We start from the raw sequence: 26,313 nt of genomic DNA, 5'->3' as shown, positions 1-26,313 counted from the left end.
TTGTGCCTTTTGGCTAATTCTTTATTCTTCCAAATTTAAATAAAAGAGATCACTTGCAATTCCATCCGTTAAAAATTTTCCTTTCAAAGTAGGTTTTAGAATGTTATTTTCAATTGAAAGCAAATCATCATTTAAGAATCTTTGAGATTGTTTTTTCAGGTAATCCAGGTACTCTTTTCCAAATTCATTTTCAATTCTGTCTAAAGAAACGCCCCAAATTGTCCGCAGTCCCGTCATAATATATTCATTATAACGATGAGAAACAGTCAGTGTTTCCGTTTCAACAGGAAGCTGATTGTTTTGAATTGATTTTAAATAAAGTGCATTATTAGCGATATTCCAGCCTCGTTTTTTGCCATCGTAGCTATGCGCCGAAGGTCCGATTCCGATATATTTTTTGCCCAGCCAGTAAGCCGAATTGTTTTTGGAGAAATAATTCTCTTTCCCAAAATTTGATAATTCGTAATGAATAAAACCATTTTGCTGCAGCATTTCGACCAAAATCATAAAATGACTGGAAGCAGTTTCGTCTTGAGGTTCAGCAATTTTTCCGGTTTGGATTAATTTGCTCAAAGCCGTTTTTGGTTCAACCGTTAATGCGTAACTGGAAATATGCGGAATGCCGAAACTCAAAGCAGTTTCGATATTTTTTTTCCACATTTCGTCGCTCATTCCCGGAATGCCGTAAATCAAATCAAGCGAAATGTTGTCAAAATATTTTGTTGCTTCTTCCAGACATTTTTTGGCTTCCGCCGAATTATGAGCGCGATTCATCATTTTCAAATCTTCTTCATAAAAAGACTGAATTCCGATGCTCAGACGATTAATCCCAATTTCACGATATTCTTCAAAAATGCTTTTTGATTCCGCTCGAAGTGACAAATCTGTTAAATCATCGGGATTTGCTTCCAATGTTATTTCAGGATTTTCCGCAACTTTATAATTTTCAAAGATAGTATTAATCAAAAATCTTAACTCTGAAATCTGCAATACTGACGGAGTTCCGCCGCCAAAATATATTGTTTCAACTACATTGTCACCCTGAGCAGAATCGAAGAACTCATTTTTGCGCATGACAATTTCTTTGGCCAAAGCCAAAACCATTTCGTCTTTCTTTTTCATCGAAGTCGAAAAATGAAAGTCGCAATAATGGCAAGCCTGTTTGCAAAAAGGGATATGAATATAGATACCGCTCATTTATTTAATTAGATAATGTGTCAATTTTGATAATTAGATAATTGTTATAGATAACGAATAGAATTATCTAATTGACTAATTATCTCATTTTCTAATTTTGTCTTCATTTTGTTTTACAAAAGCGTCCCAGCCAGAATAACTTTTGCCTGCCACAACTTTTCCGGAATTAAAAAAATGACAGACCGCCGCCGCCAAACCATCTGTTGAATCCAGATTTTTTGGTAATTCTTTTAAGCCTAAAAGCTGCTGCAGCATTTTGGCAACCTGTTCTTTGCTGGCGTTTCCGTTTCCGGTAATAGCCATTTTAATTTTTTTAGGTTCATATTCTGTAATCGGAATATCTCTCGAAAGTCCTGCGGCCATTGCCACACCTTGCGCACGACCAAGCTTTAGCATCGATTGCACATTTTTGCCAAAGAAAGGCGCTTCAATCGCAATTTCATCCGGATGATGTGTTTCGATTAATTCTATAGTTCGTTCAAAAATAATTTTTAGTTTTTGGTAATGATTATCGTATTTGGATAATTGCAGTTCGTTTAACTGCAGGAATTCCATTTTTTTATTGATGACTCTAATCAATCCAAAACCCATAATTGTGGTTCCGGGGTCAATGCCTAATATGATGCGTTCTTTTGTCAAGAGGATTTTATTTCAGGTTTTATTAGTTTCAGGTTTTAAGTTTTGTCTCTGAATATGTTCTGAGACTACATTATCTGAATATCGAATATCATTTTCTAATTTACTACTTGCACATTTTCTAATTTGCAAATTGATTACTTTTGCGGCATGATTTCAATTCCTCACAAAGCTAAGCAATTCCTGGTTCTTCTGGCTAAACTTTTAATTGTTGGCGGTGCATTTTATTTTATTTACAATCAGCTGGCTAATAATGATAAACTGGACTGGCAGAAGTTCCTTGTTTTATTTCGTAAAAACCAATCGGTTCTTGGGATTTCCTTTATATTGCTTTTGAGTATTTTGAACCGTTATTTCGAGATTTTAAAATGGCAGATTCTTGTCAAAGTAATCCAGAAAATATCAGTTTATGAAGCCGCAAAACAGGTTTTGGCCGCTTTAACAGCCGGAATTTTTACGCCAAACGGAGTAGGAGAGTACGCCGGAAAAGCATTGTATTACCCAAAATCTGAAGCAAAAAGAGTTGTTTTTCTAAATCTGATCTGTAACGGAATCCAGATGATTCTCACGATTATTTTTGGAATTTTTGGACTGTTGTATTTCAATGCACAATTTAATGTCATTACCACCAAAACGGTTTTAATTTTATTTGGAGGATTTTTGCTGATCCTGATTATTTTATTTTCAATCAAAAAAATAAAAGTAAAAGGCTATTCTATTGAAAAACTAATTCATAAAATTAATGAAATTCCAAAGTCTATTCACCAAAAAAATATTCTTCTGGGTATTTTGCGATATATCGTTTTCTCGCATCAATATTACTTTTTGTTTTTAGGTTTTGATGTCGATCTTCCGTACCTGACTTTAATGGCAGCCATAACTTCGGTGTATTTTTTAGCTTCTTCCCTGCCAACATTTCAGTTTTTAGATTTTGCTGTAAAAGGAAGTGTCGCCATTTATTTCTTCGGAATTCTGGGTGTAAACGAATGGATTGTAATTTTTATAAGTACATTAATGTGGTTTCTAAATGTGGTTTTGCCTGTAATTATAGGAAGTTATTTTGTGCTGAATTTTAAAACCAAAACCACAGAATGATTTTTGCTTTTTTCGCCATATTAACAATGTATATCATAAGTATTAGTTGGCTTGTTTATGGCTTTTTTAAAATAAAGAACTATCAAAAATCAGATTTAAAACCACAGACGAGTTTTACGATCATTGTTCCGTTTAGAAACGAAGAAGAGAATCTTCCCAGACTTTTAGACAGCTTTTCAAAACTAAATTATCCTACAGATTTATTTGAAGTTATTTTAGTTGATGATAATTCGAGTGAAAAATTTGAAGTTTCAGGTTTCAGGTTTCAGCTTTTAGTAACCGATAACATTCGCATTTCAAATTCTCCTAAAAAAGATGCGATTACAACCGCAATGGCGCACGTAAAAACCGACTGGGTAATAACAACAGATGCAGATTGTGTCGTTCCTGAAAACTGGCTTTCTACATTTGATAGTTATATTCAGGAAAATAAAGTTTCCATGCTTGCCGGAGCAGTTTCGTATGAATGCAAACCATCCTTTCTGCATCATTTTCAGCAATTAGATTTAACAAGTCTGCAGGGTGCCACAATTGGAAGTTTTGGTTTAGGCAGAGGTTTTATGTGTAACGGAGCCAATTTTGCGTACAAAAAAATGTTGTTTGAAAAGCTGGATGGTTTTGATGGAAATAATAAAATTGCAAGTGGCGATGATGTTTTTTTACTTCAAAAAGCTATTGAAAAATTCCCGGCAGAAGTACATTATTTAAAAGCCAAAAATGCAATCGTAATTACAAAACCAACAGAAAACTGGAAAGCATTGTTTCATCAGAGAGTGCGCTGGGCAGCAAAAACAAGTTCCTATAAAAGTGCTTTCGGAAAGTTTTTGGGTTTAATCGTTTTCTTTGGGAATTTAAGTTTTGTAATATTATTTTTCTTGTTTCTTTTTGGGATTTTTGGCTATCCTTTTCTGGTTTTATTTGCTTTTTTTAAACTTACAATCGATTTTGTTTTGCTTACAATTACAAATCAGTTTTTGACTAATACTAAAATTAAAAGCCTTTTATTGAGTAGTTTATTCTATCCTTTTTTTAGTTCGGCTGTAGCGTTGTATAGTTTGTTTGGTTCTTACGAATGGAAAGACAGGCGTTTTAGAAGTTGAGTTGAATTATTTTTTGCCTTTTTCCTTAATAATAACCGGTAAAATAAACTGCGTTTTTACAGGAAGTCCGCGTTTTATGGCAGGATTAACTCTGGGGAAATCAACCAGACGTGCATGAAGAATACTGTCAATTCTAATAGTGTCGTAAGCCACAGAATCTTTTTGGAATTTTGGTTCGAATTTCATTTTCGAATTAGGAAAAATAGTCACTTTTACCTGAATAGTATCCAAATCAGGATATAAAATAGATAAACTGTCTACATCTAATTTTTCCTGAATAAGCTGTGACATAACATCAAAAAAACATTTCTGGCGTTCTTTCTTTTCGTTTATGGTTTCGCAGCTGGCTACAGTTGGGTATTCATCAACTTCTTTCCAGTTAATAGATTTTAATTCTTTCTGAAGTAATTCTTTTTCAGACGGAACCTGCTTGTCAATATATTGACAAGAATTTAAAAATAGAAAAGCTATAAAAATAAAAAACTGCTTCAAGGATTTGATGTTGAATTGAATAAATGAGATTTGAAATATAAAAATACGATTATTTTTTTTGAGAATCTTTGTATTTTAAATAATCTTCATACCTTTCTGAAAGCCAATGTTCTTTGTTTTGGGCAGCAACATCTTTTTGATCAGGATATAATTTTGCAAGACGATCAGAGAATGCAGCAATCTGAACCGTGTAATTGTAAAATTGAGTTTTAGTTAAAGTAATATTCGGGTCATTTTTACGGTTAAAAAACTCAAAGAAAAGCGTATCGAATTCCTTCATTGAGAAATTTAATATCTTTTTCTTATTGCTGTTGTAAATGCTATCCTGCAGGAGCTGGTCTTCTGTAGAAAGTTGTTTGGTTTGCGCGCAGGCAGCATTATTTATTGAAAAAATAAATATTACAAATAAAATGAATTGTGAAAGGCTGCGCATTTTTTTATTTAATCGAAATTTGTAGGTACAAAATTACAAAATTATATGGATTTATTATTGTTGATATTAGGTTTTATATGCATGATGGTGGGCATTTTTGGGAGTTTTCTTCCCGTTTTACCGGGACTTTCCAGCTGTTGGGTTGGTCTGCTGTTATTGTATTTAACAAAAGCGGTTGAAAACAATTACTGGCTTTTAGGAATAACGCTTTTACTAACCATAATAATTACGGTTTTAGATTATATTATCCCGGCACAAGGCACAAAAAAATTTGGCGGTAGTTCTTATGGAGTGTGGGGAACAAACATTGGTTTAATTGTTGGCATTTTGGCTCCAATACCTTTTGGAGTTATTATTGGGCCATTTGTCGGAGCATTAGCCGGAGAATTACTTTATGATTCTACAAACCATAAAAGAGCATTTAAGGCAGCCACAGGATCTGTTTTGGGATTTCTCGCTTCGAGTTTTATAAACTTTTTGTTTTGTATTATCTATTTAGGAATATTTATTCACACAACATGGGAATATCGAAACATATTATTTTAATTATGTAACAAATTCTTAGCTATTTTCTTATTTTTTATTTTTTTTAAGAAAATTTTTAATTTTTTTAGAAAAAGAAAACTTTTCACTTTGATTACGAAAGGGTTATATTTACTGGCATTAGCACATTTTCTCTTTAACTTACCCTAAAAGTTAAGTGTAAAATCATAACTTATTTTTTGGATATGTTAAAATATTTTATATTTTTAACATGATAAACGATAAAAAGCCCCACTTTATCGATTATTTTGAATGAGTATAAATTATTATCTAATAAGTTATGAGTATGACCCCAAACCTACAAATTGAGCTTAGACGTTTTATTTCTTCAAACGTAGTTTCAAAACTAAACAAATTTTATTTTGAAAATGATGCACTCCTAATTAAGGGAATTGATGTTTCAATCGGTACAGTTTTAATGGGTCTCTATAATAAGGCCGAAGAATCAGGCTTTTATAAAGAAATCGTCTCGCTTATAGAAGATACTTCAAATTTTTATCAGGAAGTCGATTTTACTTCCGGCAGAATTTTATCAGTCGATGATTGTTATCGCTTGGAAGGCAATACATTGCTAAAAGAAATCTTTAACAACAAAAAAGGAAGAATTTCTGAAATGATCTCCAACGAAGTCGGGATAAAAAGTGAAACTGCCCGCGAAATTCTTAACTTCTCTGCACTGCTTGTAGTCTCTTATCTTAAAAATAATATCCAGTTACTTGACAGTTTAAAATTATTGTTGGAAGAACAAAAAAGAGATATCTTAAACAGCATTCAGCCCGGAATAAAAATCATCTTAGGATTTTCATGTTACGAATCAGTTGATGATAAGAACCAAAATATCGGAAGATCAATTTTTACACTTTTCGGACATAATTTTTTTAGTTTCTGAATAAAAAAAATCCCATTTTACAACGTAAAACAGGATTAATATCTAAAATCAAAATTTGAAAAGTTTTAAGAATTTTTCAAATTGATAATTTCCTGATCTGTCAAAAAGCGCCAGTTTCCTCTCGGAAGGTTCTTTTTAGTTAAGCCAGCAAAAGCAACACGGTCAATACGCAGCACATCATAATCAAAGTGTTCAAAAATCGCACGAACAACTTTTACATTCGATGAACGAAGTTTAAGGCCCACTTCACTTTTTGCTTCTTTTTCAATATAACTGATTTCTTCAACAAATACACGGTGTCCGTCAAGAACCAAGCCTTTACTTATTTTTTCTAAATCCTCAAATTTTAAGTTTTTATCTAAAGAAACCTGATAAATTTTAGACGATTTCTGATTCGGTAAAGTAAACTTACGAATCATATCCGTATCGTTTGTGAACAACAACAAACCAGTTGTGTTTTTATCCATTCTTCCAACTGGACCAATTTTAGAATTTGTAGCGCCGCGAACAAGTTCCAGAACGTTACGATATTCCTGACCTTCGTCCAGGGCAGTTGTAAAGTTTTTAGGTTTGTTCAGTAAAATATATTCCTTTTTTTCAGGAGTTAAAACAACACCGTCAAAATTCACAACATCATTTAATTTTACTAAATATCCCATTTCAGTAACCGGAACGCCGTTTACTTTCACGTTTCCAGACTGAATATATATATCCGCATCACGACGAGAACAAACTCCCGAATTTGAGATATATTTGTTCAGACGAATTTCGTCAGAAGCCTTTTGTCTCTTTGCCGGCTGATTTTGTTTTCTCAATTTCTCAGCTGCTGCTTCCTGCGCTGCCTTAACTTCAGGTTTCACTTTTTTAGGCCCTTGCGCACGCTTAGCCATAGGAGGTTTTGGCTTGCTTGAGTTTGATCTTGAGCTATTTGGTCTCGATCCGCCTCTTTTATTATTGCCTTCCTTATTGTTCATAAATTCTGTAATTTGTGCAAAGATAGTTTTTTCCTGCTAATAAATCTTAAGTTCAATGTTCTTAGATTAATAGCTGTAAATTTTAAGATAGTTTAAAGCACCACAATTGGCATTTTTTTAAACATGGTTTCCCGCTTTCCGTTTCAATCTTTTATTTTTTAAGAAAAAAATAAAAGGATTTCCACTTCAATCGGGGCTAAGTTCAAACATTAGGCTTCTTTTATTTAATTTTTTTGTTTTTTACAGAATAGATTTTAATTCCATTGTCCGTAATTTCTTTTTCGAATTCATCCGTAGTTCTACAAAAAAGATCTGCACCATTGAGTCCAGAAGGTGACATTCTGTTTTCATCAAGCACATAACCATTATCTAAAACAATATATGCTGATTGTGTATCGTCAAAATTCATTGCTTCATCCAGAATATAAAAAATGTCAACAATTTTAGAGTTGTAAATTATTGCTTTCCATTTATCTGATATTGCTTTTGAATTTTTCTCAATACCAGAATTTTCGAAATCTTTATCACCAGAAAATGGAAAGCAAATTATTCCATTTTGTTCTAACCTTATAAATGTTAAGCTGGTGTCTAGCCAATTGTTAATTCCTTCTTGTCCATAAAGTATTTTAACGTCCAGAATTTTATCTCCAAGTAATAAACTAATATCTCTTTTATCTCTAATAGATTGGATATCAGTAAGTATTGATTCAGCGGTTTTTGTAGTTTGGAATAATCTAATTATTCTTTTAATCATAAAACATTAATAATTAGATATCAATTCGCTTCCATGCCACAAAACACTCGGATTAATCAAAACAATGCAGAAAACCCCGGAAACAATAAGAAATTTTAAAACATTATGCAGTAACAAAAATTGCTGTTTAGAATTTGATCTCCACAAATAAAGCAGGAAAAAAAGCAAAACAATAAAACAAACATAAAAGTAAATGTCCATATAACCCACATCGTAAATATTCACTAAAATATAAACCGGAATTATAGTCAAAAATGTCAAAACACTGATAATTTGTTTGGAAACTCTTTCGTTGTAAGTAATTGGAATTGTATGATAATCATTTGCTAAATCGCCTTTTAAATTCTCCAGATCTTTTATCATTTCGCGAATCAAAAGCAATAAAAACAAAAACATGGCATGTGCCAAAATTACGGCAAAATGACTTCTGTGATTCTCAATTTCTTCAAACGAAATCGAATTGTAGAAATACAATAAAATGGCAAAAAACGGGATAACAGCCATGAATGCTGCAGTCAGATTTCCAACAATAGGATATTTTTTTATTTTATGAGAATAAAACCAAATCAGGAAAATATAAGCAGAAAAGAATAAAAAAGCGCGCCACGAAACAATCGAAGCCATTAAAACAGCCAGAAAATTCAAGCTGAAATAAACCGTCAGTTTTGTTTTCTGACTAACCAATCGATCCAGCATTGATTTATTGGGACGATTGATTAAATCTTTCTGACTGTCATAAAAATTATTGATAATATAACCCGAAGCAATTGTAATGGCAGAAGCAAACACGATTAAAAACAAATAAAAATCAAGCAGTATATCCAGCGCCCTTTTTTCTGGAGCAAGAATAAAAATTGCCGATAAATATTGAGCCAAAATAATTATAGGAATGTTGTAACCGCGTACCACAGAAAACAAACTAACAATTTTCATTACTAAAAGTCTGTGCTGTCTGCTTAACATAAAATAGATGTTGTGGTTTAAATTAAAATGAAGTTAAATGATATTTTTGAAATCTGAAATTTAGAGCTTGTTTTTTAACAATTCTTTAGTGCCATACCCTAATTTTCGAATAGAAGCCAGCGCTTGTTTTTGTGTTATATCCACTTCTTTAATATCTTGTTTTTGTACAAAACAAACTGAACCACTCCACGGATTTGGTGCATCAGGAATAAAAACCGTAAAATTGTTTTCGTCAATTTGTTCAATGAGAAAAGCAAACTGCCAGCCGGCATCAGTAGGAACGAGAATGACTTTTAGATCTTCTTTTGATTCAAATCCCATGATACTTTCGTTCATACTTTTCATGAACGAATAACCGGGAATAAAACTTAAAATGCCATTTTCTAATTTTTGAATCAGTTTTTTTGCTTTAGCAGTTCTTGCCAGTAAACCTGCTGTAAAGCAAATCAGGATTATAATTATTATGCCGATAAGTTCCTGGAGTGCGATTCCCAAAACATGTACTCTGGGCATATTCTTTACAAGCGGAAGAGTAACTTTTTGGATTATTACATATCCTTTTTCAAGAACAATCAGCAGTACTGCTAATGGTGCCAGAAATAAAATTCCTCCTAAAAAAGTAGCTTTCATTATTTTTAAAATGCTTTTCATAACTAACTTTTTAGGATGAATACTTATGAAAAATTTACTCCAATAATTTCGGCTTTTAAGAATTTAAAACTGATATACGACTTCTAGCTTATAATCTTTTAATGAAATTTTGGCACGCTCTAAATCTTCGGTAAACCCAAGGATATAGCCGCCGCCGCCTGAACCGCAAAGTTTTAAATAATAATCGTTAGTATCAATTCCGTGCTGCCAGATTCCGTGAAATTGTTCCGGAATCATTGGTTTAAAGTTATTTAAAACAACTTTAGAAAGTTTTTTAGTGTTGCTAAACAAAGATTTCATATCACCATGCAGAAAGTTTTCTACGCAGGCATCAGTATACTTCACAAATTGATTTTTTAGCATCGTACGGAAACCTTTGTCTTTAAGGTTTTCCATAAAAATATTAACCATTGGAGCCGTTTCGCCAACAATTCCGGAGTCTAATAAAAAGACAGCACCTTTCCCGTCAAAACTTTGAGTCGGAATCCCGGTTGCTTCAATATTGTCTTTAGAATTAATTAAAATCGGAATGCTCAAATAACTGTTTAAAGGATCCAGACCAGAACTTTTTCCGTGGAAAAAACTCTCCATTTGAGAAAATATATTTTTTAATTGTAGTAGTTTTTCGCGGGTTAAATTCTCTAAAACCGTGATTTTGTTTGTAGCATATTTATCATAAATAGCGGCTACAAGTGCACCGCTGCTTCCAACACCATATCCTTGCGGAATGCTAGAATCGAAATACATTCCCGTCTCGACATCATTTTTCAAAGTTTCCAAATCGAAAGTAACCAATTCCGGCTGCTGTGTCTGCAATACTTCAAGATAAGAAGCAAAACTTCTTAAACTTTTGTTTGATGAAACAGCTTCTGCAGAAGGTTCTTCGCTTTTTTTCAAAGCACCATTATAAAAATTATAAGGGATAGAAAGTCCTTTAGAGTCGCGGATAATTCCGTATTCTCCAAAGAGTAATATTTTCGAGTAAAATAATGGTCCTTTCATTTTTTATTTTGTGTCTTTTTTTATTTTATTTGGGTCTTGTCTGGTATCAATAATATTGTGAATTCTGATTTCATTTGCGCCAAAACTATACAAGAAACTTGATTGTTTTGTTATAACACATTTTCGATATTTTTTATTTACAGATGATTTGGGAAAAATTTCTGGATTCATAATTATTATTGAAATTGCTTTTTGAAATTTCAATAAGAAAATTTCTTTCGATTTTTTAGACCATCTGGCTTCAATAAATTTTAAAACAGAATCTAAATTCTTTTCAGCTGTTTTTGAAATATTTACTTTAAGATTCACTACTTGTATTTTTTCATCACATCTTCAAAACTTGAAAATTCTCCTCTTTCAAATTCTAATTCACTTTGAGCTATATCTTCTTTTTGTGAATCAGTCAAATCATCCCACCAATCTTTATGCTCTTTTTTGAGAATTTTTCGAATAGATTTTAATATAGCTGGATTTTCTGTTTCAACTAACAGTTTTATTAATTCGAGCTTTTCTAATTGAATGTTCATGATAAAAATTTACCTAAAGATACGCAAAATTACAATGCAATTGCACCGTTTCCAATTTCGTCGCAAATGTACTGACCATTCTGACAAAATACAACTAATTTCTCCTGAATAAATTGTAGTACTTTTTCTTTAACGTTTTCAGGATAAAGCACATGTACATTGGCACCGGCATCAAGTGTAAAACAAACTGGTATCTGCGTTTCTGTTCTAAATTTCCAAATTGCATTAATGATTTGAAGCGTATTTGGTTTCATCAAAATATAATATGGCATTGAAGTCATCATCATAGCATGTAAAGTTAGTGCTTCACTTTCTACAACTTTGATAAATTCTTCAATATTTCCGCTTTCGAAAATTGAAATTAATAAATCCAGATTTTCATGCGCCTGTGCAAAACGTCGTTCCGCATACGGATGGTTGTGCATTAAATCATGCCCTACAGTGCTCGAAACTTGCTTTTCGCCTTTATCAACCAATAAAATAGTGTCCTGATAATTCTTGAAATTTTCGTGAATAATATATGGAAATTCAACTCCAAATAAATCGGTACTTCCTTTAATATTCTTCTGATTTCCCCAAACTACAACATTTCCTTTTACACTGCGGCATGCGCTTCCTGAACCTAAACGGGCCAGAAAAGAGGCTTTTTGATAGAAATATTCGTCAGTCATTTCCGGATTGAGCTGTTTTTCCAAACTCATAAAATTCATTGCCAAAGCTGCCATTCCGGAAGCCGAAGAAGCAATTCCCGAGCTATGCGGAAAAGTATTTTGTGTATCAATCGTAAAATGATAATCTTTTAAAAATGGCAGATAAACTTCAATTCGTTCTAAAAACTTCTGAATTTTTGGTTTAAAATCTTCTTTTGGTTTTCCTTCAAAAAGTAAATCAAAAGAAAATCCATTTGTCACATTGAGCGAAGTCGAAATGTCTTTCTTCGAAAAAGCAACTTTAGTAATTGTTTTACAATTGTTTAGTGTAAAACTTACAGAAGGATTTGCCGGAATCTGGTTGTCTTTTTTCCCCCAGTATTTTACTAATGCAATATTGCTGGGAGCGCTCCATTCAAAATTTCCGTTTTCGATTGTTGAAGTATATTTATTTGGAATAAAATCAGCTGCTGTAAACATGAATTATAAAATTTTGGCAAAGATAGTTTTTTCGCCATATAAGTCATATAAGAAATTATAAGCAGCTTTATTAAATGAACTTACAGGACTTACATGGTTTAAATTTTCTTTTCCTTATTTTTGAATACAAAATTTAAGAAAATGAACAAGATCGTTAAAATCATAATAGCTTTAATTATTTGTTTAGCAGTAGGATATTCTGCCAGTACAGTAACCAGACCAAGTGTAGAATCGTGGTATCCAACAATTGAAAAACCAATTTTTAATCCGCCAAACTGGATTTTTATGCCGGTTTGGACTCTGCTATATATTTTTATGGCAATTGCAGCGGCATTAGTTTGGGATAAAATCAAAGAGCAGACCGAAAAGGTAAAAACAGCACTTCTTTTCTTTTTGATTCAATTAACCCTCAATGCTATTTGGTCTTATTTATTTTTCGGATTAAAAAATCCGCTTTTGGCTTTAATAGAAATAATAATTTTATGGCTGATGATTTACGAAACGTACTTAAAATTCACGAAAATCAATAAAATATCAGGTTACTTATTGGTTCCTTATCTGGCGTGGGTTGCATTTGCAATGGTTTTGAATGCCAGCATTTGGTGGTTGAATAAATAGTTGAATTGTGGAAATTTCCAGAATTATTAAGGGAAAGTAAAAATCAAAAGCGATTAATAAACATTTCCAATTCCCCATTATTAATTAAGACAGGTCCATGTCCAAGACAAAGAATTTTTGGTTTTAAAGAAGCTAGTTTTAAAATTGATTTCCGATTAATTTCCTGATTGGTTGTAAATAAATTTGGTGGTTCATGAAGCCCGACTTTTGCCGTCAATAGATTCATATTGGTCATGATATCTCCAACAATTAAAACGCCGTCTTTTTCTCTAAAAAAAGATAAATGACCTTTTGAATGTCCCGGAGTTTCAATTACCGTAAATCCCCCGATTGTATCATTTTCTTTTAGAGTCTGAGAAACAGGATGCCCTTTTCCGGCCCAGAAATTTTGCTGTAATTTCGAAATAAAATGATTTGGATTGGGATATTCAAACGTAACATTTCCATTTTCAGCAAAAGCTTTTTCAGGTTCACTGCATAAAAGCGGAATTCCTAAACTTTCGCAGATTAATTTGCTGCTTCCCTGATGATCGGCGTGGGCGTGTGTAAGTGCGTGTTTGGTTATGGATTTGTTTTTTAAAGCTTTTAAAATCGTACTTCCGGAACTTCTAATTCCGGAGTCAATCAGAACATCTTCAATTACATAACAATTTATGGCGTTTCTGGGAAATAACGGAATTTGGGAAACGTCCTGCGCAATATTCTTCATCTTTTCAAATTTTATTTTGACAAAGATTTAAATTCCGTTTTTTAATTTACTTGATAAATGTTAAGAAATACTTTGACGAATCCTGCTCAGCGATTCGGGAGTGATTCCCAGAAAAGATGCAATGTAAATTAATGGCGTTCGCTGAATTATTTTGGCTGGAGCCGATGCTAAAAAAGTCTCATATTTCTCCTTTGCAGGAATCATTTGAAGTTTCAAAACCCGATCAGCCATGCAAAGGTAATTTTGTTCGGCTAGAATTCGGCCGACGCGTTCCCAATTCGGAATTTCGGTATATAAATGCTGCATTTTTTCAAAAGTAATCGAAAGAACTTAACAGTCTTCAATGCACTGAATATTTTCAAATGATTTTGCCTGATTTATAAAGCTGGAATAAGAAGCAATAAAACCATCATCGCAGCTTAAATAAGTCGTAATTTCTTTTCCGTCTTTAAAATAATAAACTCTTGCTAAACCATTTAAAATGAAAAAAATCCTATTACTGATTTTCCCTATTTCAGAAAGATATTCCTTAGAATTAAATTTTTCATGTTCAAAGCAAACAGCAATTTTTTCCATTTCATTTTCAGAAAAAGAGGCAATTGCTGCGATTTGTTTTTGTAATGAAGGATGCACTTTTATAAAATTTCAATTAATTCCGAAGCTTTATGAATCACGACTTTTGCACCGTGTTGTTTCAATTCTTCTTCGGTCCGGTAACCCCAGGTAACCCCAACAGGAAACATATTAGCATTGACTGCCGTCTGCATATCAATATCGGAATCGCCTACAAAAAGCACTTCTTCCGGACTTAAATTCCATTTTTTACTAATCGCCAAAGCCTCAAACGGATTTGGTTTTTTCAGTTCTTCCGTGCTTAAACCAACCGCTTCATCAAATTGTTGAGGAAATATTTCTGAAACTATTTTCTTCGTCAATTCATCTGCTTTATTAGAAAAAACAGCCATTTTGATATTTTCCAAAGCCGGATTATTTAGTAGATCTAAAATGCCGTCGTAAGGTTTTGTTTTTAAAGTGCAGATTTTTCGATATTCGTTGATCATACAATCAAAACAAATTTCGATTTGTTCGTCAGAATTATGTGTTTCAGGCAACGCTTTACTGACCAGATTTCGTAAACCGCTTCCGATAAAATATTGATAGGTTTCGTAAGTATGAGTGGGGTGATTTAAACCCGTTAAAACAACATTCATTGCATCTGAAATATCGTGTAATGAATTGACTAATGTTCCGTCTAAATCAAAAATAATTCCTTTAAATTTCATTTTATTCTTAAATATTATTTGCCACAATAAAGCCGCTTGTCCAGGCATTTTGAAAATTAAAACCTCCGGTAATAGCATCAATATTAACAATTTCACCAGCAAAATAAAGGTTAAGGTGAATTTTGCTTTCCATGGTTTTAAAATTGATTTCCTTTAAATCGATTCCGCCCGCGGTTACAAATTCTTCTTTAAAAGTACTTTTTCCGTTTACCTGAAATTTTGCTTTTGTAAGTTGTAAAGCCAGATTTTGCAATTGATTTTTAGATAAATCAGCCCATTTGGTTTCTTCATTAATATCCGAAGCCAAAACCAGACTTTCCCATAAACGATTTGGAAAATCAAAAGGAGATTTTTTAGAGACTGCTTTTTTAGCATGTTCTTGCTTTAAATCTTTGAGGATTTTTTCTGCGTCTTCTGTGTCAACATCATTGAGCCAATTTATAAAAATCGTAAACTGATAATTTTTATCGTGTAAAATCCTCGCGCCCCATGCCGAAAGTTTTAAGATTGCAGGGCCGCTCATTCCCCAATGCGTAATTAACAAAGGTCCTGTCGATTCTAATTTTGTATCTTTTACATTGACTGTAACTTGTGCTGCAACGCCGGGTAATTCTTTAATTCGGGAATCTTTGATGTTGAAAGTAAATAGGGAAGGAACAGGGCTTACAATGGCGTGACCTTGTTCCTGAAGCATTTCCCAAATTTTAGGATTGCTTCCGGTTGCCATTACTAATTTTTCACAAGTGTAATTTTCACTTTGTGTATCAATTTTCCAATGGTTTTCTTTCTTAAAAATGGACTGAACACTTTGCCCAGTCAATACTTTTATACCTAATTTTTCGGTTGCTTTTAAGAAACAATCAATTATGGTTTGTGATGAATTTGAAACGGGAAACATTCTTCCGTCGTCTTCAATTTTAAGTTCAACACCGTGTTTCTCAAACCATTCAATTGTATCGCCGGAACAAAATTGATGAAAAGGCCCGCGGAGTTCTTTTTCGCCTCGAGGATAGAATTTTACTAATTCATTCGGTTCAAAACAGGCGTGCGTAACGTTGCATCGTCCGCCTCCGGAAACACGGACTTTAGAAAGTACTTCTTTTCCTCTTTCTAAAATGGCGATTTTTAGTTTCGGATTTTTTTCAGCAATATTAATCGCCGTAAAAAATCCTGCGGCACCTCCGCCAACGATTATTATGTCGAAATTTTTAATCATAATTATTTTTGGTTGCCACGAATTTCACGAATTGGCACTAATTTTTTTTGCCACAGATTAAAATGATTTACACAGATTTTACAAATTTAAGCATGAATAAATTAATTCGTGGAAATTTGTGTAATTCGTGGCTAAAGAAAAAATCCTTTTAATCTGTGAAATCTGTAGCTGATAAATATTATATTTTATTTGGAAAATCAGTAATGATTCCGTCTACTTTATAACTTTTTATTTTTTGAATGTCTTCTTCAATATTTACCGTCCACGGTAAAACTAGAAATCCTTTTTCCTGAATGGCTTTTGTGTTTTCCTTATTCAATAAATGATAATACGGATGAATGGCTTTTGCTTTTATGGTTTCGGCGAAAGCCACAGCCAAATGCAGATTGGTTTCTGTTAATACGCCAATCGGGATTTTTGAATCTAAATTATGCACTTGCTGTAAAGCATTCCAGTCAAAACTTGAAACAATAAAGTGCTCGTAATTCCATTTTTTATCGGAAATATATTCATGGATTAATGAAACGACTTTGGTTAAAGTATCGGCATTTTTTAATTCAATATTGATAAAACATTTTTTATTGACAAGATCAAAAACTTCTTTTAAAGTTGGAATTTCATATTGATCGGCAATGCGGAAAGACTTTAATTCGGATAAAGAAAATGAATTTACGGCTCCTTTTCCATTGGTCATTTTATCGATAGTTTCATCGTGAATTACAATAACATGTCCGTCAGCACTAAGGTGAACGTCAAGTTCGATTCCGTCAGCATTTAAGTCTAAGGCTTTTTGAAAAGCTTTTAGCGTGTTCTCAGGTTCATATGCTTTTGCGCCTCTGTGTGCTATTTTTAGCATTTTCTAGAAATTATTTAACCGCAAAGGTCGCAAAGTTTTATACAAGGTTTGCAAAGAATTTATTAAAAATATTTTGCCACAGACTAAAGAGATTAACACAGATTTGTTTGCTACGAATTTCATGAATTTCACAAATTTTAATAATAGAATTAATTAGTGAAAATTCATGAAATTAGTGGCTAAAGAAAAATCCTTTTGATCCAAATAATCTGTGGCAAAAAACTTTAAGTTTAAATTTTCTCCAGTAAAACAATTCCGTATTTACTATCTATAATTACTTTTCCATCCATAACTTCAGTTTCCTGATCAGAAAAGCAATCTTTTACTTTCGTTCCGTTTTCGAAAATTGAACTTACCGGAAGTTCTTTTTTTCCTTCCGGTAAATCCAAACCAATTATCACTTTATCTGTAAAGGATTCATGAGAATAAGTTCTTGAAAAGACGTAATGTTCACTTTCAATTTTCGAATGGATTCCGGCACCAACGGCAGGATGGTTTCGTCTAAACTGACCTAATTTCTGCCAGTGCCAAAGCATTCTTTGTGTCTCAGGGTTGTTCTGAATATCGTCCCAATTCATATTCGAACGCAAAGTCGCGTCGCCCTGAGTTCCTTCAATTACCAAAGAACGATTCGATTCGTCTCCATAATAAACCTGAGCCATTCCGGGAGAAAGCAACAATTTCGTTCCGGCTTCGAAACCTTTTACGCGATAGGCATCAAAAGGCTGTCCGTCGTCGTGTGAAGACACATAATTAAGAACAGAATAACCTTTTAATTCATTCTGTAAATGATTCGAATATTTTGAAAATAAAGTTTCATAATCGCTTTGTCCGGCATTCCATTTAAACTCAAAATTGATCATGCTGTTGAAGCCATTTTGAAAATAATTGACTTTTCGGTCTCCAAAATCATAATCCTGACCACCGGTGATTCCATAACCGTAAACTTCTGCAATCGTATAAAACGGATTCTGATCTAAAACCTGAAGCGGGTGATGTTGTTTCCAATTCGCGAAAGCGTATTCGCATTCTTTCTTAAAATCGGACCAAACGCCTTCTTCTGTATGTTTTACAGTATCGGCACGGTAACCGTCAATTCCGAATTCGGTAATGTAATCGGTAAGCCATTTTATGATATAATATTTCGGACTTCTCGGATATCCCGTTCTTTTGAAGAATGCATCGAGAGAGGCAATTTCTTTTTCGTAACGGCCTTCTTTTTTCCATTTTTCAATTAAAAAAGGAGGAAGTTCAACGTTTTGCGTACTTTCGGTTTTTACATCCGGAAGATTTTCTACCAAAGTACACATTGTTGTGTTTTCGAAAGATTTATAATCGCAGACAATTCCGGTACGAACCCAGTCAGAGGGCCAAACGGGATCTTCTGGAGTTACTGGTCCCGTATGATTGATTACGCCATCTAAAACAATTCTGATGCCGTGTTCGTGTGCTTTTTTTACCAGATTGGCAAGATCTTCTTTTGTCCCGAAGTTTGGATCTAAAGCCGTCCAGTCTCTTGCCCAATAACCGTGAAATCCATAACTCAACCCAGTTCCTTCGTCAACACCATCGTGAATCTGTTCTACAATCGGCGTAAGCCAAATTGCATTAATCCCGAGTTTATCAAAATAACCTTCGTCGATTTTTTTGGTAATTCCGATAATGTCACCACCTTCAAATCCGCGGAGTTTGCCGGGAGTTTTAGTTCGGTTAAAGTTGATGTCGTTGGATTTATCTCCGTTGTAAAAACGGTCTGTAAGTAAAAAATAAACATTTGCGCCTTCCCAAACGAAAGGTGTTTTCGAAGTATTGTCTTTATTCATTGAAACTGATTTTGAGCCAGAACAACCCATAATTATGAATACTAAAGATAAAGAAAGGATAGCGTATTTTTTCATTTATTTTGGATTTAACAAAGTATTATTAAAATCTATTCTCAAAAATGAAAGCCACAGATTAAAGGATTAAAATGATTTTTAAATCTGTGATAATCCTTTAATCTGTGGCTAAAAATATTAATTAGTACAAATTGTAGAGGCGCACCGCAGTACGTCTCACGTCCAATTGTCTATGTGTTTGAATATTCGTTACGGATACACGTTGTGTTAGACGCACTGCTGTGCGTCTCTACGGAATATCTTTGTGTTTATTCTAACTCTAAAACAACTGCCGATTTTGGTTCCAAAGTAATTTCAGAACTTAAATCAAATGTTTTTCCGGTGATAACATCTTTTCCTGATTTAAAGTTTTTGATATTTTCTTTAAAACGGTTTGTTTTTACAACTTGCTCTTTTGCATTGTTATTGAAAACCACCATTACGGTTTTTGCATCTGTATATCTGAAATACACATAAGTATTGTTTTCCGGAATGTAATGTGTCATTTTTCCGAAGTGAACGGCTTCGTTTGTTTTTCTCCAATTGAATAATTTTGAAGTGAAATCAAAATAAGCGGCTTGTTGTGCTGTTCTTCCTTCTTTTGTGAAAGCATTGTTTTTATCTCCAGCCCATCCGCCTGGGAAATCCTGACGAATATCAGCATCACCTTTGCTCTTATCTCCGCCCATTCCAATTTCTGAACCGTAATAAACTTGTGGAATTCCGCGAACGGTAGCCAATAAAGTCATCGCCAATTTGTATTTCGGAAGATCATATTTAAATTTATCATTCATACGATCGGTATCATGATTTTCTGCAAAAACCAAAATGTTATTGGTGTTTGGATATAAATAATCCATAGCAAAATTGTTGTAGAATTTAATCAATCCGCTGTCCCAGTTTGGTTCGTCTTCGTTGAATGCCGAAGTCACCTGACTTTGAAGCGTAAAATCCATAACACTAGGAAGGTTTGAATTGTAGTTTTCAATCGCTCCAATTTTACTGTCTTTCTGCCAAAACGATAAATTCGCCTGATTGTGCATCCAGATTTCTCCAACAATATTAAAATTCGGATATTCATCTGTAATCGCTTTTGCCCAATTTGCCATTGCAGTTTTATCCGAATAATTATAAGTGTCTACACGAAAACCATCAAGATTAGCAAATTCAATCCACCAAATGGCATTTTGCGTTAAGTATTTCGCAACAAGCGGATTTCTTAAGTTCAAATCAGGCATAGAAGGCACAAACCAACCATCAACACAAACTTCCTGATCTGTTTTTGAAGCATGAATATCTGTAATAACCTCACGTCTGTGGTGCGTTTGAGTATAGTTTTCAAATTGATTAATCCATGATTTTGTTGGCAGGTCTTTAATCATCCAATGTGTAATTCCCCAGTGATTGGTTACATAATCCATAACCAGTTTTAGGTTCTTTTTGTGCATTTCTGCAGATAAGCGTGCGTAATCGTCATTGGTTCCGTAACGCGGATCAATTTTATAAACGTCCGATTGTCCGTACGTATGGTACGAATGCTGTTTGTCGTTGTCTTCGCATAAAGGCGTGCTCCAGATTGTCGTTGCACCAAGAGACGAAATATAATCTAAGTTTTTGATAATTCCTTCGATATCTCCGCCGTGACGTCCACCTGGTTCTGCGCGGTTTCCTTTTTCAGTTAAAATAGGATCGCTGTCGTTTTTCGGATTTCCGTTAGCAAAACGATCCGGCATAATTAAATACATCATGTCTGATGCGTCATAACTTTTTCTGTCGGCAGAATTGGCTCTTCTTTCTTTAAGAGAATATTTTTGAGTGAAAGCAACTTTGTTTTTCAATTTAAAGGAAAAAACAAGTTCTGATGCTTTAAGATTTTGTGTGTCGATGGTAATGAAAACGTAATTCGGATTTTCAGTTTTTTCTATATTTTTAATTGAAACATTATTAGAAACCGAAGCCTCGTATTGTGCAATGTTTTTTCCGTAAAACATAATCTGCAGTTCCGGATTTTTCATTCCGGCGTACCAGAAAGGTGGTTCTACTTTTTGGATTTGCGCTTTTGCGGAAGCGGAAAACAGGAGAACTAAAAGAATTAGTTTATAGAAAATGTGGTTTGTAGTAAAGTATGTTTTTTGGATATTCATAATTCGTATTTTAATTAATGAAGATTTAATTGTTGATGTTTTTTATCGGAGGAGGCGGTGGTGGTGGAAAAACGGAATCTGAAGTTTTATAAATAAGATGTTTTTTAGTCTTCTTTAAATGAAGGTTTTTCTTGACTTTATTTATCCATCCTGCAATTGAATCAATCTCTTTCGGAGTTTCATGGCTATGAGCAAATATTGTTTTGCTTTTATTGTCTTTTTTTACAGAAATTGCATAACAACTTCCATCAGTATAATTTTTGTAGTATTCTGATTTATATTTAAAGAGATTGACTTTTTCTATATAATTATATAGTTTTAGTTTTTCTTCAGAATTCATAATTCCATAATATTGTGTTTTGCTTTTTGGATCAGAAATACTGTCGTCAAAATCTTTCGCAATCCATTCTTGATATACATAAACAGTATCATTGTCGGTAAATTTAAGAGAATAAACTTCACTAAATGTTCCTCCAAAAGAATATTCTAGCGAATCAAAAGTTTTCTCTTTTTTATCACAACTTAAAAGAAATAAACTTGAAATGATTATTGTAAATGATTTTTTCATAATCTGAATTACTGAAAAATTATTCTTCCGCAAGGTTTTCAAAACCTTGTAGGTATAGCTTGAAGTAATTTATAGATAAACTTCAAGTGTATTTAAACCTACAAGGTTTTAAAAACCTTGCAGGTTGTGTAGACTTTAGAAAAAAAGACAAGCAATCTTGGGGAGGATTACTTGCCTTTTAGGGTGTTATTTGGTTTCAATAATACTTATTGCATATCCTCCTCCGGGAGCAGATAATTGCGATAATTTTGATTTGTTTGTCACAGCAATTTTCTTGATTGTATAAGCCTGCGGATTTGTTTTGTAGTGCGCATCTTTTGCATCAGCATAAATTGTTGCAGTATATTTTTTGCCTTTTTCAAGGAAACTGAAATCGATGTTTGACGTACGAGAAGTTTCTCCGTTTACGTTTCCAACGAACCAGTTGTTTGTTCCTTTTGCTTTACGGGCAACGGTGATAAAATCTCCAGGTTCAGCCTCGATATATTTACTTTCTGACCAGTCAACCGCTACATCTTTAATGAATTGGAAAGCATCTGGAAAACGGTTGTAGTTTTCCGGAGTATCAGCCGCCATTTGTAACGGACTGTACATCGTAACATACAATGCCAATTGGTTGCAAATTGTACTGTTTACATGCGATTTGTTATCCGGATTCATTTTGCTGATATCCATTTCGAAGATTCCAGGTGTATAATCCATTGGACCACCGATTAATCTTGTAAATGGCAATACTGTAACGTGATTTGGTTTTGAACCTCCAAAAGCCTGATATTCTGTTCCTCTTGCTGCTTCGTTTCCAATTAAATTAGGATAAGTCCTGCAGATTCCTGTTGGGCGTACTGCTTCATGAGCATTCACCATAATTTTATAATCAGCTGCTTTTTCGATTGCGTATTGATAGTGGTTTACAATCCATTGATCGTAATGATTTTCACCGCGAGGCAAAATATCTCCAACGTAACCGCTTTTTACAGCATCATATCCATTGTCTTTCATGAATTGATATGCTTTGTCCATGTGGCGCTCATAGTTACGAACAGAACCAGAAGTTTCATGGTGCATAATGATTTTTACCCCTTTAGATTTTGCGTATTCGTGTAAACCTTTTACATCAAAATCAGGGTAAGGTGTTAGGAAATCAAAAACATAATCTTTAGAATGTCCAAACCAGTCTTCCCAGCCTTCATTCCAGCCTTCAACCAAAACAGCATCGAAACCATTTGCAGCAGCAAAATCAATGTATTTTTTTACGTTAGCATTGTTTGCTCCGTGTGTTCCGCTTGGTTTTGCTTTTGAGAAATCAGAAACTCCCAATTGTACCGTTGGGAAATCGTTTGTATAGGACCAAGAGCTTTTTCCTGTAATCATTTCCCACCAAACACCAACATATTTTACAGGTTTAATCCACGAAGTATCATCAATTTTTGAAGGATCGTTTAAGTTTAAAGTCATTTTTGAAGCTAAGATTTCTCTCGCGTCATCACTTACCATAATCGTTCTCCATGGCGAGTGACTAGGTGCCTGCATATAACCTTTGTCACCTTTTGCATCCGGCGTTAGCCAAGATTCGAAAACCATGTTTTTATCGTCCAGATTTAAGTGCATGCAAGAATAATTGATCAAGGCCGCTTCGTGGAGATTGATGTAGATTCCTTCATTTGTTTTCAACATTAAAGAAGTCTGAACTCCTGTTGGCGAAAAAGACTTTTGAGAAACGTTTGCCGTATATGCTTTTTGAGATAAACCTCTAATTTCAGATAGTTTAGATTTTGTGTAATCGTATTCCTGAGTATCATAATCTCCCGGAATCCAAAAGGCAGTATGATCTCCAGTCATGGCAAATTGAGATCTTTCTTCTTTGATTACAAAGTAAGTAAGATTCTTTTGAGCCGGGAATTCATATCTAAATCCTAAGCCGTCATCAAACAAACGAAAACGAATTATAATTTGTCTGTCAGTACTTTTTTGGTTTAAAGTAACAGCCAGTTCGTTGTAGTGATTTCTGATGTTATCAACTTCTCCCCAAACTGGTTTCCAGGTTTCGTCAAAAGTTGAAGTTTTAGTATCAGCAATTGTAAAATCGTTTAGTAAAGATTTTTTGTCGTCTTTTAACTCAAGACCTAATTTACTGGTTTTTACAACCTCTTTATTTTTGTATTTTAAATTGTAAGTTGGAGTTCCATCGCTTTGAAGCGAAAATTCCATTACGAACTTGCCTTCGGGAGATTTTAATTGCTGCGCTTTAGCAATCGTGCTAACCGCAAACAGAACTAAACTTGCGAAAAATAAGTTTTTCATGTTTTTAAGTTTTAAGTGTATTGTAATTTAGTTTATTTGTACAAATTTACTTGCAATTACAGGATTTCCGTTAACTACAATTGTTAAATCTTGATCGCCGTCTACTGTAAAAGTCGTTTCGTCATGATTTACAGCTACTTTCAAAATCTGATTTCTGAAATTGATTTTAAAAGAATAGCCTTTCCATTCTTTTGGGATTTTCGGTGAGAAATGAAGCTGATCGTTTTTAACACGCATTCCGCCAAAACCTTCTACGATACTCATCCAGGTTCCGGCCATTGATGTGATATGACAGCCTTCTTCTACTTCTTTGTTATAATCGTCCAAATCCAGACGAGACGTTCTTAAATAGAAAGTATAAGCCATATCCATTTTGTCCAAAAGCGCAGCCTGAATGGAGTGCACGCAAGGTGAAAGTGAACTTTCATGAACCGTAAATGACTCATAAAAGTCAAAATTACGCTCTAATTCTTCTCTTGAAAAATGATCTTCGAAGAAATAGAAACCTTGTAAAACATCGGCTTGTTTGATGTATGGCGAACGTAAAACACGATCCCATGACCATTTTTGATTAATTGGTCTTTGCGAACGGTCCAAATCTTTTACCGGAACCAAATCTTTGTCTAAGAAGCCGTCTTGCTGTAAATAAATTCCAAGTTCTTTTGAAACCGGGAAATACATATTATCGGCAACTTTTTTCCATTCTTTAACTTCTTCAGAAGAAAGATTTACTTTTTCAAAAATACGTTTGTGGTCAGCCGGGTATTCCAGTGCCACTTTATTGATTTGATCTGCAGCAAAATCAATACACCATTTTGCAATATAATTGGTGTAGAAATTATTGTTGATGTTATTTTCGTATTCGTTTGGACCAGTTACGCCAAGAATTACATACTGATTTTTGTCTTTAGAAAAAGAAGCTCTCTGATGCCAGAAACGCGCAATTCCGATTAAAACTTCTAATCCTTTTTCCGGGATATAAGAGTAATCTCCCGTATAACGGTAATAGTTGTAAATCGCAAAAGCAATCGCTCCATTCCTGTGGATTTCTTCGTGTGTGATTTCCCATTCGTTGTGACATTCTTCACCATTCATGGTTACCATTGGATACAATGCAGCGCCATTTTTGAAACCTAAATTGTCTTTCGCATTTTCAATCGCTTTATCCAGTTGATTGTAACGGTATGTCAATAAGTTTCTGGCAACCTGCTGATCTTTAGTAGCCATATAAAATGGAATACAATATGCTTCCGTGTCCCAATATGTTGATCCGCCGTATTTTTCTCCGGTAAATCCTTTTGGTCCAATGTTTAAACGGCTGTCTTTTCCGGAATACGTTTGGTTCAATTGGAAAATGTTGAAACGGATTCCCTGCTGTGCTTTTACATCGCCTTCAATAGTAATATCCGACATTTCCCAGATTTTTGCCCAGGCGTCGATTTGCTTATCCAATAAAGTTTCGTATCCTGAATTAACGGCAGCCTTAATTACTTTTTCTGCTGCTGCTAAAGTGTTTTCGTGGTTTAAAGAAACGGTATAACCACCAATTTTCTGGATCGTTGAGGTTTGTCCTTTTGCAATAATAGTTCCGTACGTATATTGAACTTTTTCTGAATTTGAATCGATTGTTGAAGGAGAAACGTGAATATTTTCACCATTTGCAAAAATCGTATTGTGCATGAAAGTCGTAACTTTAAAATGCGTTTTAAAAGTCTGCGCTGTTACAAAAGCTTCATTTGTACCTTTTTTTACTTCGAGCGGTTCCCAGAATTTTTCTTCCCAGTTTGCATCTTCATTGGTCACACCGGCATCGATATAAGGCTTGTATACAATTTTTGCATCTTTGTTTAAAGGCGTAATATCAAATTTAATTACTCCCGCTTCATCCAAATCCAAAGAAAGAAAACGACGGACATTTACAGCAATTTCAGTTCCGTTTTTAAGAACGGCTTCAAAAGAACGGTTGTACCATCCTTCTTTCATATTCAATTCTCTGCGGAAATTTCTGACTTCGGTACAAGTATTCAGATCCAGATTTTCTTCGTTGATTATAACGTCAATTCCAATCCAGTTTGGAGCATTTAATACTTTGGCAAAATATTTCGGATAACCGTTTTTCCACCAGCCCACTTTTGTTTTGTCCGGATAATAAATTCCGGCAATATAACTTCCCTGAAAAGTTTCACCGGAATATGTTTCTTCAAAATTCGCACGCTGTCCCATAGCACCGTTTCCAATACTGAACAGACTTTCCGATGATTTTACTCTTTCGGCATCAAATCCCTCTTCTATAACCGACCAATTGTCTGGTTTTATATAATCTTGATTCATTTGTTTAATGAGATAATTTGGCAA

General features: G+C 33.9%; 28 protein-coding genes. 5 read left to right on the top strand and 23 right to left on the bottom strand.

The window, feature by feature from the left end; all coding sequences use genetic code 11:
* Positions 1–21 precede the first annotated feature (21 nt).
* Both hemW and ruvC read right to left on the bottom strand, forming a co-directional pair.
* Positions 22–1,197, bottom strand: a complete 1,176-nt coding sequence (gene hemW, locus ASE21_RS05135; RefSeq protein WP_057121502.1) for a radical SAM family heme chaperone HemW — start codon at positions 1,195–1,197, stop codon at positions 22–24.
* Between the two features lie 84 nt (positions 1,198–1,281).
* Positions 1,282–1,836 carry a crossover junction endodeoxyribonuclease RuvC gene (ruvC, locus tag ASE21_RS05130; RefSeq protein ID WP_073075455.1) on the bottom strand — a complete coding sequence of 185 codons (555 nt, stop codon included), beginning with the start codon at positions 1,834–1,836 and terminating at the stop codon, positions 1,282–1,284.
* 147 nt (positions 1,837–1,983) lie between these two features.
* On the opposite strand from ruvC, the gene ASE21_RS05125 reads away from it, so the two are divergent.
* The gene (locus ASE21_RS05125; protein ID WP_057121501.1) at positions 1,984–2,928 is read left to right on the top strand and encodes a lysylphosphatidylglycerol synthase domain-containing protein; all 945 of its coding nucleotides are present in this window, start codon (positions 1,984–1,986) and stop codon (positions 2,926–2,928) included.
* A 26-nt stretch (positions 2,929–2,954) separates the two neighbouring features.
* Positions 2,955–4,028 carry a glycosyltransferase family 2 protein gene (locus ASE21_RS05120; protein ID WP_242410229.1) on the top strand — a complete coding sequence of 358 codons (1,074 nt, stop codon included), beginning with the start codon at positions 2,955–2,957 and terminating at the stop codon, positions 4,026–4,028.
* Between the two features lie 6 nt (positions 4,029–4,034).
* Here ASE21_RS05120 and ASE21_RS05115 read toward each other — a convergent pair whose 3' ends face one another.
* Positions 4,035–4,520 carry a hypothetical protein gene (locus tag ASE21_RS05115; protein ID WP_057121499.1) on the bottom strand — a complete coding sequence of 162 codons (486 nt, stop codon included), beginning with the start codon at positions 4,518–4,520 and terminating at the stop codon, positions 4,035–4,037.
* Positions 4,521–4,569: 49 nt separating this feature from the next.
* Positions 4,570–4,953 (bottom strand): hypothetical protein, encoded by a 384-nt coding sequence (locus ASE21_RS05110; protein WP_057121498.1) that lies wholly within the window; start codon positions 4,951–4,953, stop codon positions 4,570–4,572.
* Positions 4,954–4,998: 45 nt separating this feature from the next.
* Here ASE21_RS05110 and ASE21_RS05105 point away from each other — a divergent pair, with 45 nt between their 5' ends.
* Together ASE21_RS05105 and ASE21_RS05100 are read left to right on the top strand one after the other, a co-directional pair.
* A complete protein-coding gene (locus tag ASE21_RS05105) occupies positions 4,999–5,499 on the top strand; it encodes a DUF456 domain-containing protein (protein ID WP_057121497.1) in 501 nt (166 codons plus the stop codon).
* Positions 5,500–5,782: 283 nt separating this feature from the next.
* Positions 5,783–6,385: a DUF937 domain-containing protein gene (locus ASE21_RS05100; RefSeq protein ID WP_057121496.1), complete on the top strand. Its 603-nt coding sequence runs from the start codon at positions 5,783–5,785 to the stop codon at positions 6,383–6,385.
* A gap of 65 nt (positions 6,386–6,450) precedes the next feature.
* Here the strand turns inward: ASE21_RS05100 and ASE21_RS05095 are convergent, their stop codons facing one another.
* From ASE21_RS05095 to ASE21_RS05060, 8 genes are all read right to left on the bottom strand, one after another.
* A complete protein-coding gene (locus tag ASE21_RS05095) occupies positions 6,451–7,359 on the bottom strand; it encodes a pseudouridine synthase (protein ID WP_057121495.1) in 909 nt (302 codons plus the stop codon).
* A 220-nt stretch (positions 7,360–7,579) separates the two neighbouring features.
* Positions 7,580–8,113: a hypothetical protein gene (locus ASE21_RS05090; protein ID WP_057121494.1), complete on the bottom strand. Its 534-nt coding sequence runs from the start codon at positions 8,111–8,113 to the stop codon at positions 7,580–7,582.
* A gap of 6 nt (positions 8,114–8,119) precedes the next feature.
* The gene (locus ASE21_RS05085) at positions 8,120–9,076 is read right to left on the bottom strand and encodes a geranylgeranylglycerol-phosphate geranylgeranyltransferase (protein ID WP_057121493.1); all 957 of its coding nucleotides are present in this window, start codon (positions 9,074–9,076) and stop codon (positions 8,120–8,122) included.
* Between the two features lie 60 nt (positions 9,077–9,136).
* On the bottom strand, positions 9,137–9,727 hold the full coding sequence (locus ASE21_RS05080; protein WP_057121492.1) for a DUF502 domain-containing protein: 591 nt from the start codon (positions 9,725–9,727) through the stop codon (positions 9,137–9,139).
* Positions 9,728–9,790: 63 nt separating this feature from the next.
* Positions 9,791–10,729 carry a mevalonate kinase gene (locus ASE21_RS05075; protein ID WP_057121491.1) on the bottom strand — a complete coding sequence of 313 codons (939 nt, stop codon included), beginning with the start codon at positions 10,727–10,729 and terminating at the stop codon, positions 9,791–9,793.
* A 3-nt stretch (positions 10,730–10,732) separates the two neighbouring features.
* Complete coding sequence (locus ASE21_RS05070; protein WP_057121490.1) at positions 10,733–11,038, bottom strand: type II toxin-antitoxin system RelE/ParE family toxin; 306 nt, start codon at positions 11,036–11,038, stop codon at positions 10,733–10,735.
* On the bottom strand, positions 11,038–11,256 hold the full coding sequence (locus ASE21_RS05065) for a hypothetical protein (RefSeq protein ID WP_057121489.1): 219 nt from the start codon (positions 11,254–11,256) through the stop codon (positions 11,038–11,040). Before ASE21_RS05065 ends, ASE21_RS05070 begins: the two co-directional genes overlap by 1 nt.
* Before the next feature lie 29 nt (positions 11,257–11,285).
* Positions 11,286–12,386: a diphosphomevalonate/mevalonate 3,5-bisphosphate decarboxylase family protein gene (locus tag ASE21_RS05060; protein WP_057121488.1), complete on the bottom strand. Its 1,101-nt coding sequence runs from the start codon at positions 12,384–12,386 to the stop codon at positions 11,286–11,288.
* A gap of 141 nt (positions 12,387–12,527) precedes the next feature.
* Between ASE21_RS05060 and ASE21_RS05055 the strand changes: the two genes are divergently transcribed.
* Positions 12,528–13,004, top strand: coding sequence for a TspO/MBR family protein (locus tag ASE21_RS05055; protein WP_057121487.1), 477 nt, complete (start codon positions 12,528–12,530; stop codon positions 13,002–13,004).
* 43 nt (positions 13,005–13,047) lie between these two features.
* Here ASE21_RS05055 and ASE21_RS05050 read toward each other — a convergent pair whose 3' ends face one another.
* The 11 genes from ASE21_RS05050 to ASE21_RS05005 all read right to left on the bottom strand — a co-directional run bounded on the left by ASE21_RS05050 (position 13,048) and on the right by ASE21_RS05005 (position 26,289).
* On the bottom strand, positions 13,048–13,713 hold the full coding sequence (locus ASE21_RS05050) for an MBL fold metallo-hydrolase (RefSeq protein WP_057121486.1): 666 nt from the start codon (positions 13,711–13,713) through the stop codon (positions 13,048–13,050).
* Positions 13,714–13,773: 60 nt separating this feature from the next.
* Positions 13,774–14,019 carry a hypothetical protein gene (locus tag ASE21_RS22215; protein ID WP_242410228.1) on the bottom strand — a complete coding sequence of 82 codons (246 nt, stop codon included), beginning with the start codon at positions 14,017–14,019 and terminating at the stop codon, positions 13,774–13,776.
* A gap of 24 nt (positions 14,020–14,043) precedes the next feature.
* Complete coding sequence (locus ASE21_RS22210) at positions 14,044–14,346, bottom strand: Crp/Fnr family transcriptional regulator (RefSeq protein WP_242410227.1); 303 nt, start codon at positions 14,344–14,346, stop codon at positions 14,044–14,046.
* Between the two features lie 2 nt (positions 14,347–14,348).
* Positions 14,349–14,996: an HAD family hydrolase gene (locus ASE21_RS05040; RefSeq protein WP_057122332.1), complete on the bottom strand. Its 648-nt coding sequence runs from the start codon at positions 14,994–14,996 to the stop codon at positions 14,349–14,351.
* A gap of 7 nt (positions 14,997–15,003) precedes the next feature.
* Positions 15,004–16,212, bottom strand: coding sequence for an NAD(P)/FAD-dependent oxidoreductase (locus ASE21_RS05035; RefSeq protein ID WP_057121485.1), 1,209 nt, complete (start codon positions 16,210–16,212; stop codon positions 15,004–15,006).
* Between the two features lie 178 nt (positions 16,213–16,390).
* Positions 16,391–17,068, bottom strand: a complete 678-nt coding sequence (locus tag ASE21_RS05030; RefSeq protein WP_057121484.1) for a glycerophosphodiester phosphodiesterase — start codon at positions 17,066–17,068, stop codon at positions 16,391–16,393.
* A 230-nt stretch (positions 17,069–17,298) separates the two neighbouring features.
* Positions 17,299–18,966 (bottom strand): alpha-amylase family glycosyl hydrolase, encoded by a 1,668-nt coding sequence (locus tag ASE21_RS05025; RefSeq protein ID WP_057121483.1) that lies wholly within the window; start codon positions 18,964–18,966, stop codon positions 17,299–17,301.
* A gap of 248 nt (positions 18,967–19,214) precedes the next feature.
* A complete protein-coding gene (locus ASE21_RS05020; RefSeq protein ID WP_057121482.1) occupies positions 19,215–21,089 on the bottom strand; it encodes a glycoside hydrolase family 13 protein in 1,875 nt (624 codons plus the stop codon).
* Positions 21,090–21,114: 25 nt separating this feature from the next.
* The gene (locus tag ASE21_RS05015) at positions 21,115–21,657 is read right to left on the bottom strand and encodes a hypothetical protein (RefSeq protein ID WP_057121481.1); all 543 of its coding nucleotides are present in this window, start codon (positions 21,655–21,657) and stop codon (positions 21,115–21,117) included.
* Between the two features lie 186 nt (positions 21,658–21,843).
* Positions 21,844–23,958 (bottom strand): glycoside hydrolase family 97 protein, encoded by a 2,115-nt coding sequence (locus ASE21_RS05010; protein ID WP_057121480.1) that lies wholly within the window; start codon positions 23,956–23,958, stop codon positions 21,844–21,846.
* 27 nt (positions 23,959–23,985) lie between these two features.
* Positions 23,986–26,289 (bottom strand): glycoside hydrolase family 65 protein, encoded by a 2,304-nt coding sequence (locus tag ASE21_RS05005; RefSeq protein WP_057121479.1) that lies wholly within the window; start codon positions 26,287–26,289, stop codon positions 23,986–23,988.
* Positions 26,290–26,313: the final 24 nt, after the last annotated feature.

It is taken from the genome of Flavobacterium sp. Root901 (genome assembly GCF_001429765.1).
Classification (GTDB): domain Bacteria; phylum Bacteroidota; class Bacteroidia; order Flavobacteriales; family Flavobacteriaceae; genus Flavobacterium.
Note: the sequence above shows the minus strand (reverse complement) of the source record. Positions and strands in the feature narration are given on the sequence as shown.

What these genes read in the sequence shown, in the direction of transcription:
- hemW (WP_057121502.1), bottom strand. Translation starts at nt 1,197, where the DNA reads ATGAGCGGTATCTATATTCATATCCCTTTTTGCAAACAGGCTTGCCAT.
- ASE21_RS05125 (WP_057121501.1), top strand. Translation starts at nt 1,984, where the DNA reads ATGATTTCAATTCCTCACAAAGCTAAGCAATTCCTGGTTCTTCTGGCT.
- ASE21_RS05120 (WP_242410229.1), top strand. Translation starts at nt 2,955, where the DNA reads ATGTATATCATAAGTATTAGTTGGCTTGTTTATGGCTTTTTTAAAATA.
- ASE21_RS05110 (WP_057121498.1), bottom strand. Translation starts at nt 4,953, where the DNA reads ATGCGCAGCCTTTCACAATTCATTTTATTTGTAATATTTATTTTTTCA.
- ASE21_RS05105 (WP_057121497.1), top strand. Translation starts at nt 4,999, where the DNA reads ATGGATTTATTATTGTTGATATTAGGTTTTATATGCATGATGGTGGGC.
- ASE21_RS05100 (WP_057121496.1), top strand. Translation starts at nt 5,783, where the DNA reads ATGACCCCAAACCTACAAATTGAGCTTAGACGTTTTATTTCTTCAAAC.
- ASE21_RS05095 (WP_057121495.1), bottom strand. Translation starts at nt 7,359, where the DNA reads ATGAACAATAAGGAAGGCAATAATAAAAGAGGCGGATCGAGACCAAAT.
- ASE21_RS05090 (WP_057121494.1), bottom strand. Translation starts at nt 8,113, where the DNA reads ATGATTAAAAGAATAATTAGATTATTCCAAACTACAAAAACCGCTGAA.
- ASE21_RS05085 (WP_057121493.1), bottom strand. Translation starts at nt 9,076, where the DNA reads ATGTTAAGCAGACAGCACAGACTTTTAGTAATGAAAATTGTTAGTTTG.
- ASE21_RS05080 (WP_057121492.1), bottom strand. Translation starts at nt 9,727, where the DNA reads ATGAAAAGCATTTTAAAAATAATGAAAGCTACTTTTTTAGGAGGAATT.
- ASE21_RS05075 (WP_057121491.1), bottom strand. Translation starts at nt 10,729, where the DNA reads ATGAAAGGACCATTATTTTACTCGAAAATATTACTCTTTGGAGAATAC.
- ASE21_RS05065 (WP_057121489.1), bottom strand. Translation starts at nt 11,256, where the DNA reads ATGAACATTCAATTAGAAAAGCTCGAATTAATAAAACTGTTAGTTGAA.
- ASE21_RS05060 (WP_057121488.1), bottom strand. Translation starts at nt 12,386, where the DNA reads ATGTTTACAGCAGCTGATTTTATTCCAAATAAATATACTTCAACAATC.
- ASE21_RS05055 (WP_057121487.1), top strand. Translation starts at nt 12,528, where the DNA reads ATGAACAAGATCGTTAAAATCATAATAGCTTTAATTATTTGTTTAGCA.
- ASE21_RS05050 (WP_057121486.1), bottom strand. Translation starts at nt 13,713, where the DNA reads ATGAAGAATATTGCGCAGGACGTTTCCCAAATTCCGTTATTTCCCAGA.
- ASE21_RS22215 (WP_242410228.1), bottom strand. Translation starts at nt 14,019, where the DNA reads ATGCAGCATTTATATACCGAAATTCCGAATTGGGAACGCGTCGGCCGA.
- ASE21_RS05040 (WP_057122332.1), bottom strand. Translation starts at nt 14,996, where the DNA reads ATGAAATTTAAAGGAATTATTTTTGATTTAGACGGAACATTAGTCAAT.
- ASE21_RS05035 (WP_057121485.1), bottom strand. Translation starts at nt 16,212, where the DNA reads ATGATTAAAAATTTCGACATAATAATCGTTGGCGGAGGTGCCGCAGGA.
- ASE21_RS05030 (WP_057121484.1), bottom strand. Translation starts at nt 17,068, where the DNA reads ATGCTAAAAATAGCACACAGAGGCGCAAAAGCATATGAACCTGAGAAC.
- ASE21_RS05025 (WP_057121483.1), bottom strand. Translation starts at nt 18,966, where the DNA reads ATGAAAAAATACGCTATCCTTTCTTTATCTTTAGTATTCATAATTATG.
- ASE21_RS05020 (WP_057121482.1), bottom strand. Translation starts at nt 21,089, where the DNA reads ATGAATATCCAAAAAACATACTTTACTACAAACCACATTTTCTATAAA.
- ASE21_RS05015 (WP_057121481.1), bottom strand. Translation starts at nt 21,657, where the DNA reads ATGAAAAAATCATTTACAATAATCATTTCAAGTTTATTTCTTTTAAGT.
- ASE21_RS05010 (WP_057121480.1), bottom strand. Translation starts at nt 23,958, where the DNA reads ATGAAAAACTTATTTTTCGCAAGTTTAGTTCTGTTTGCGGTTAGCACG.
- ASE21_RS05005 (WP_057121479.1), bottom strand. Translation starts at nt 26,289, where the DNA reads ATGAATCAAGATTATATAAAACCAGACAATTGGTCGGTTATAGAAGAG.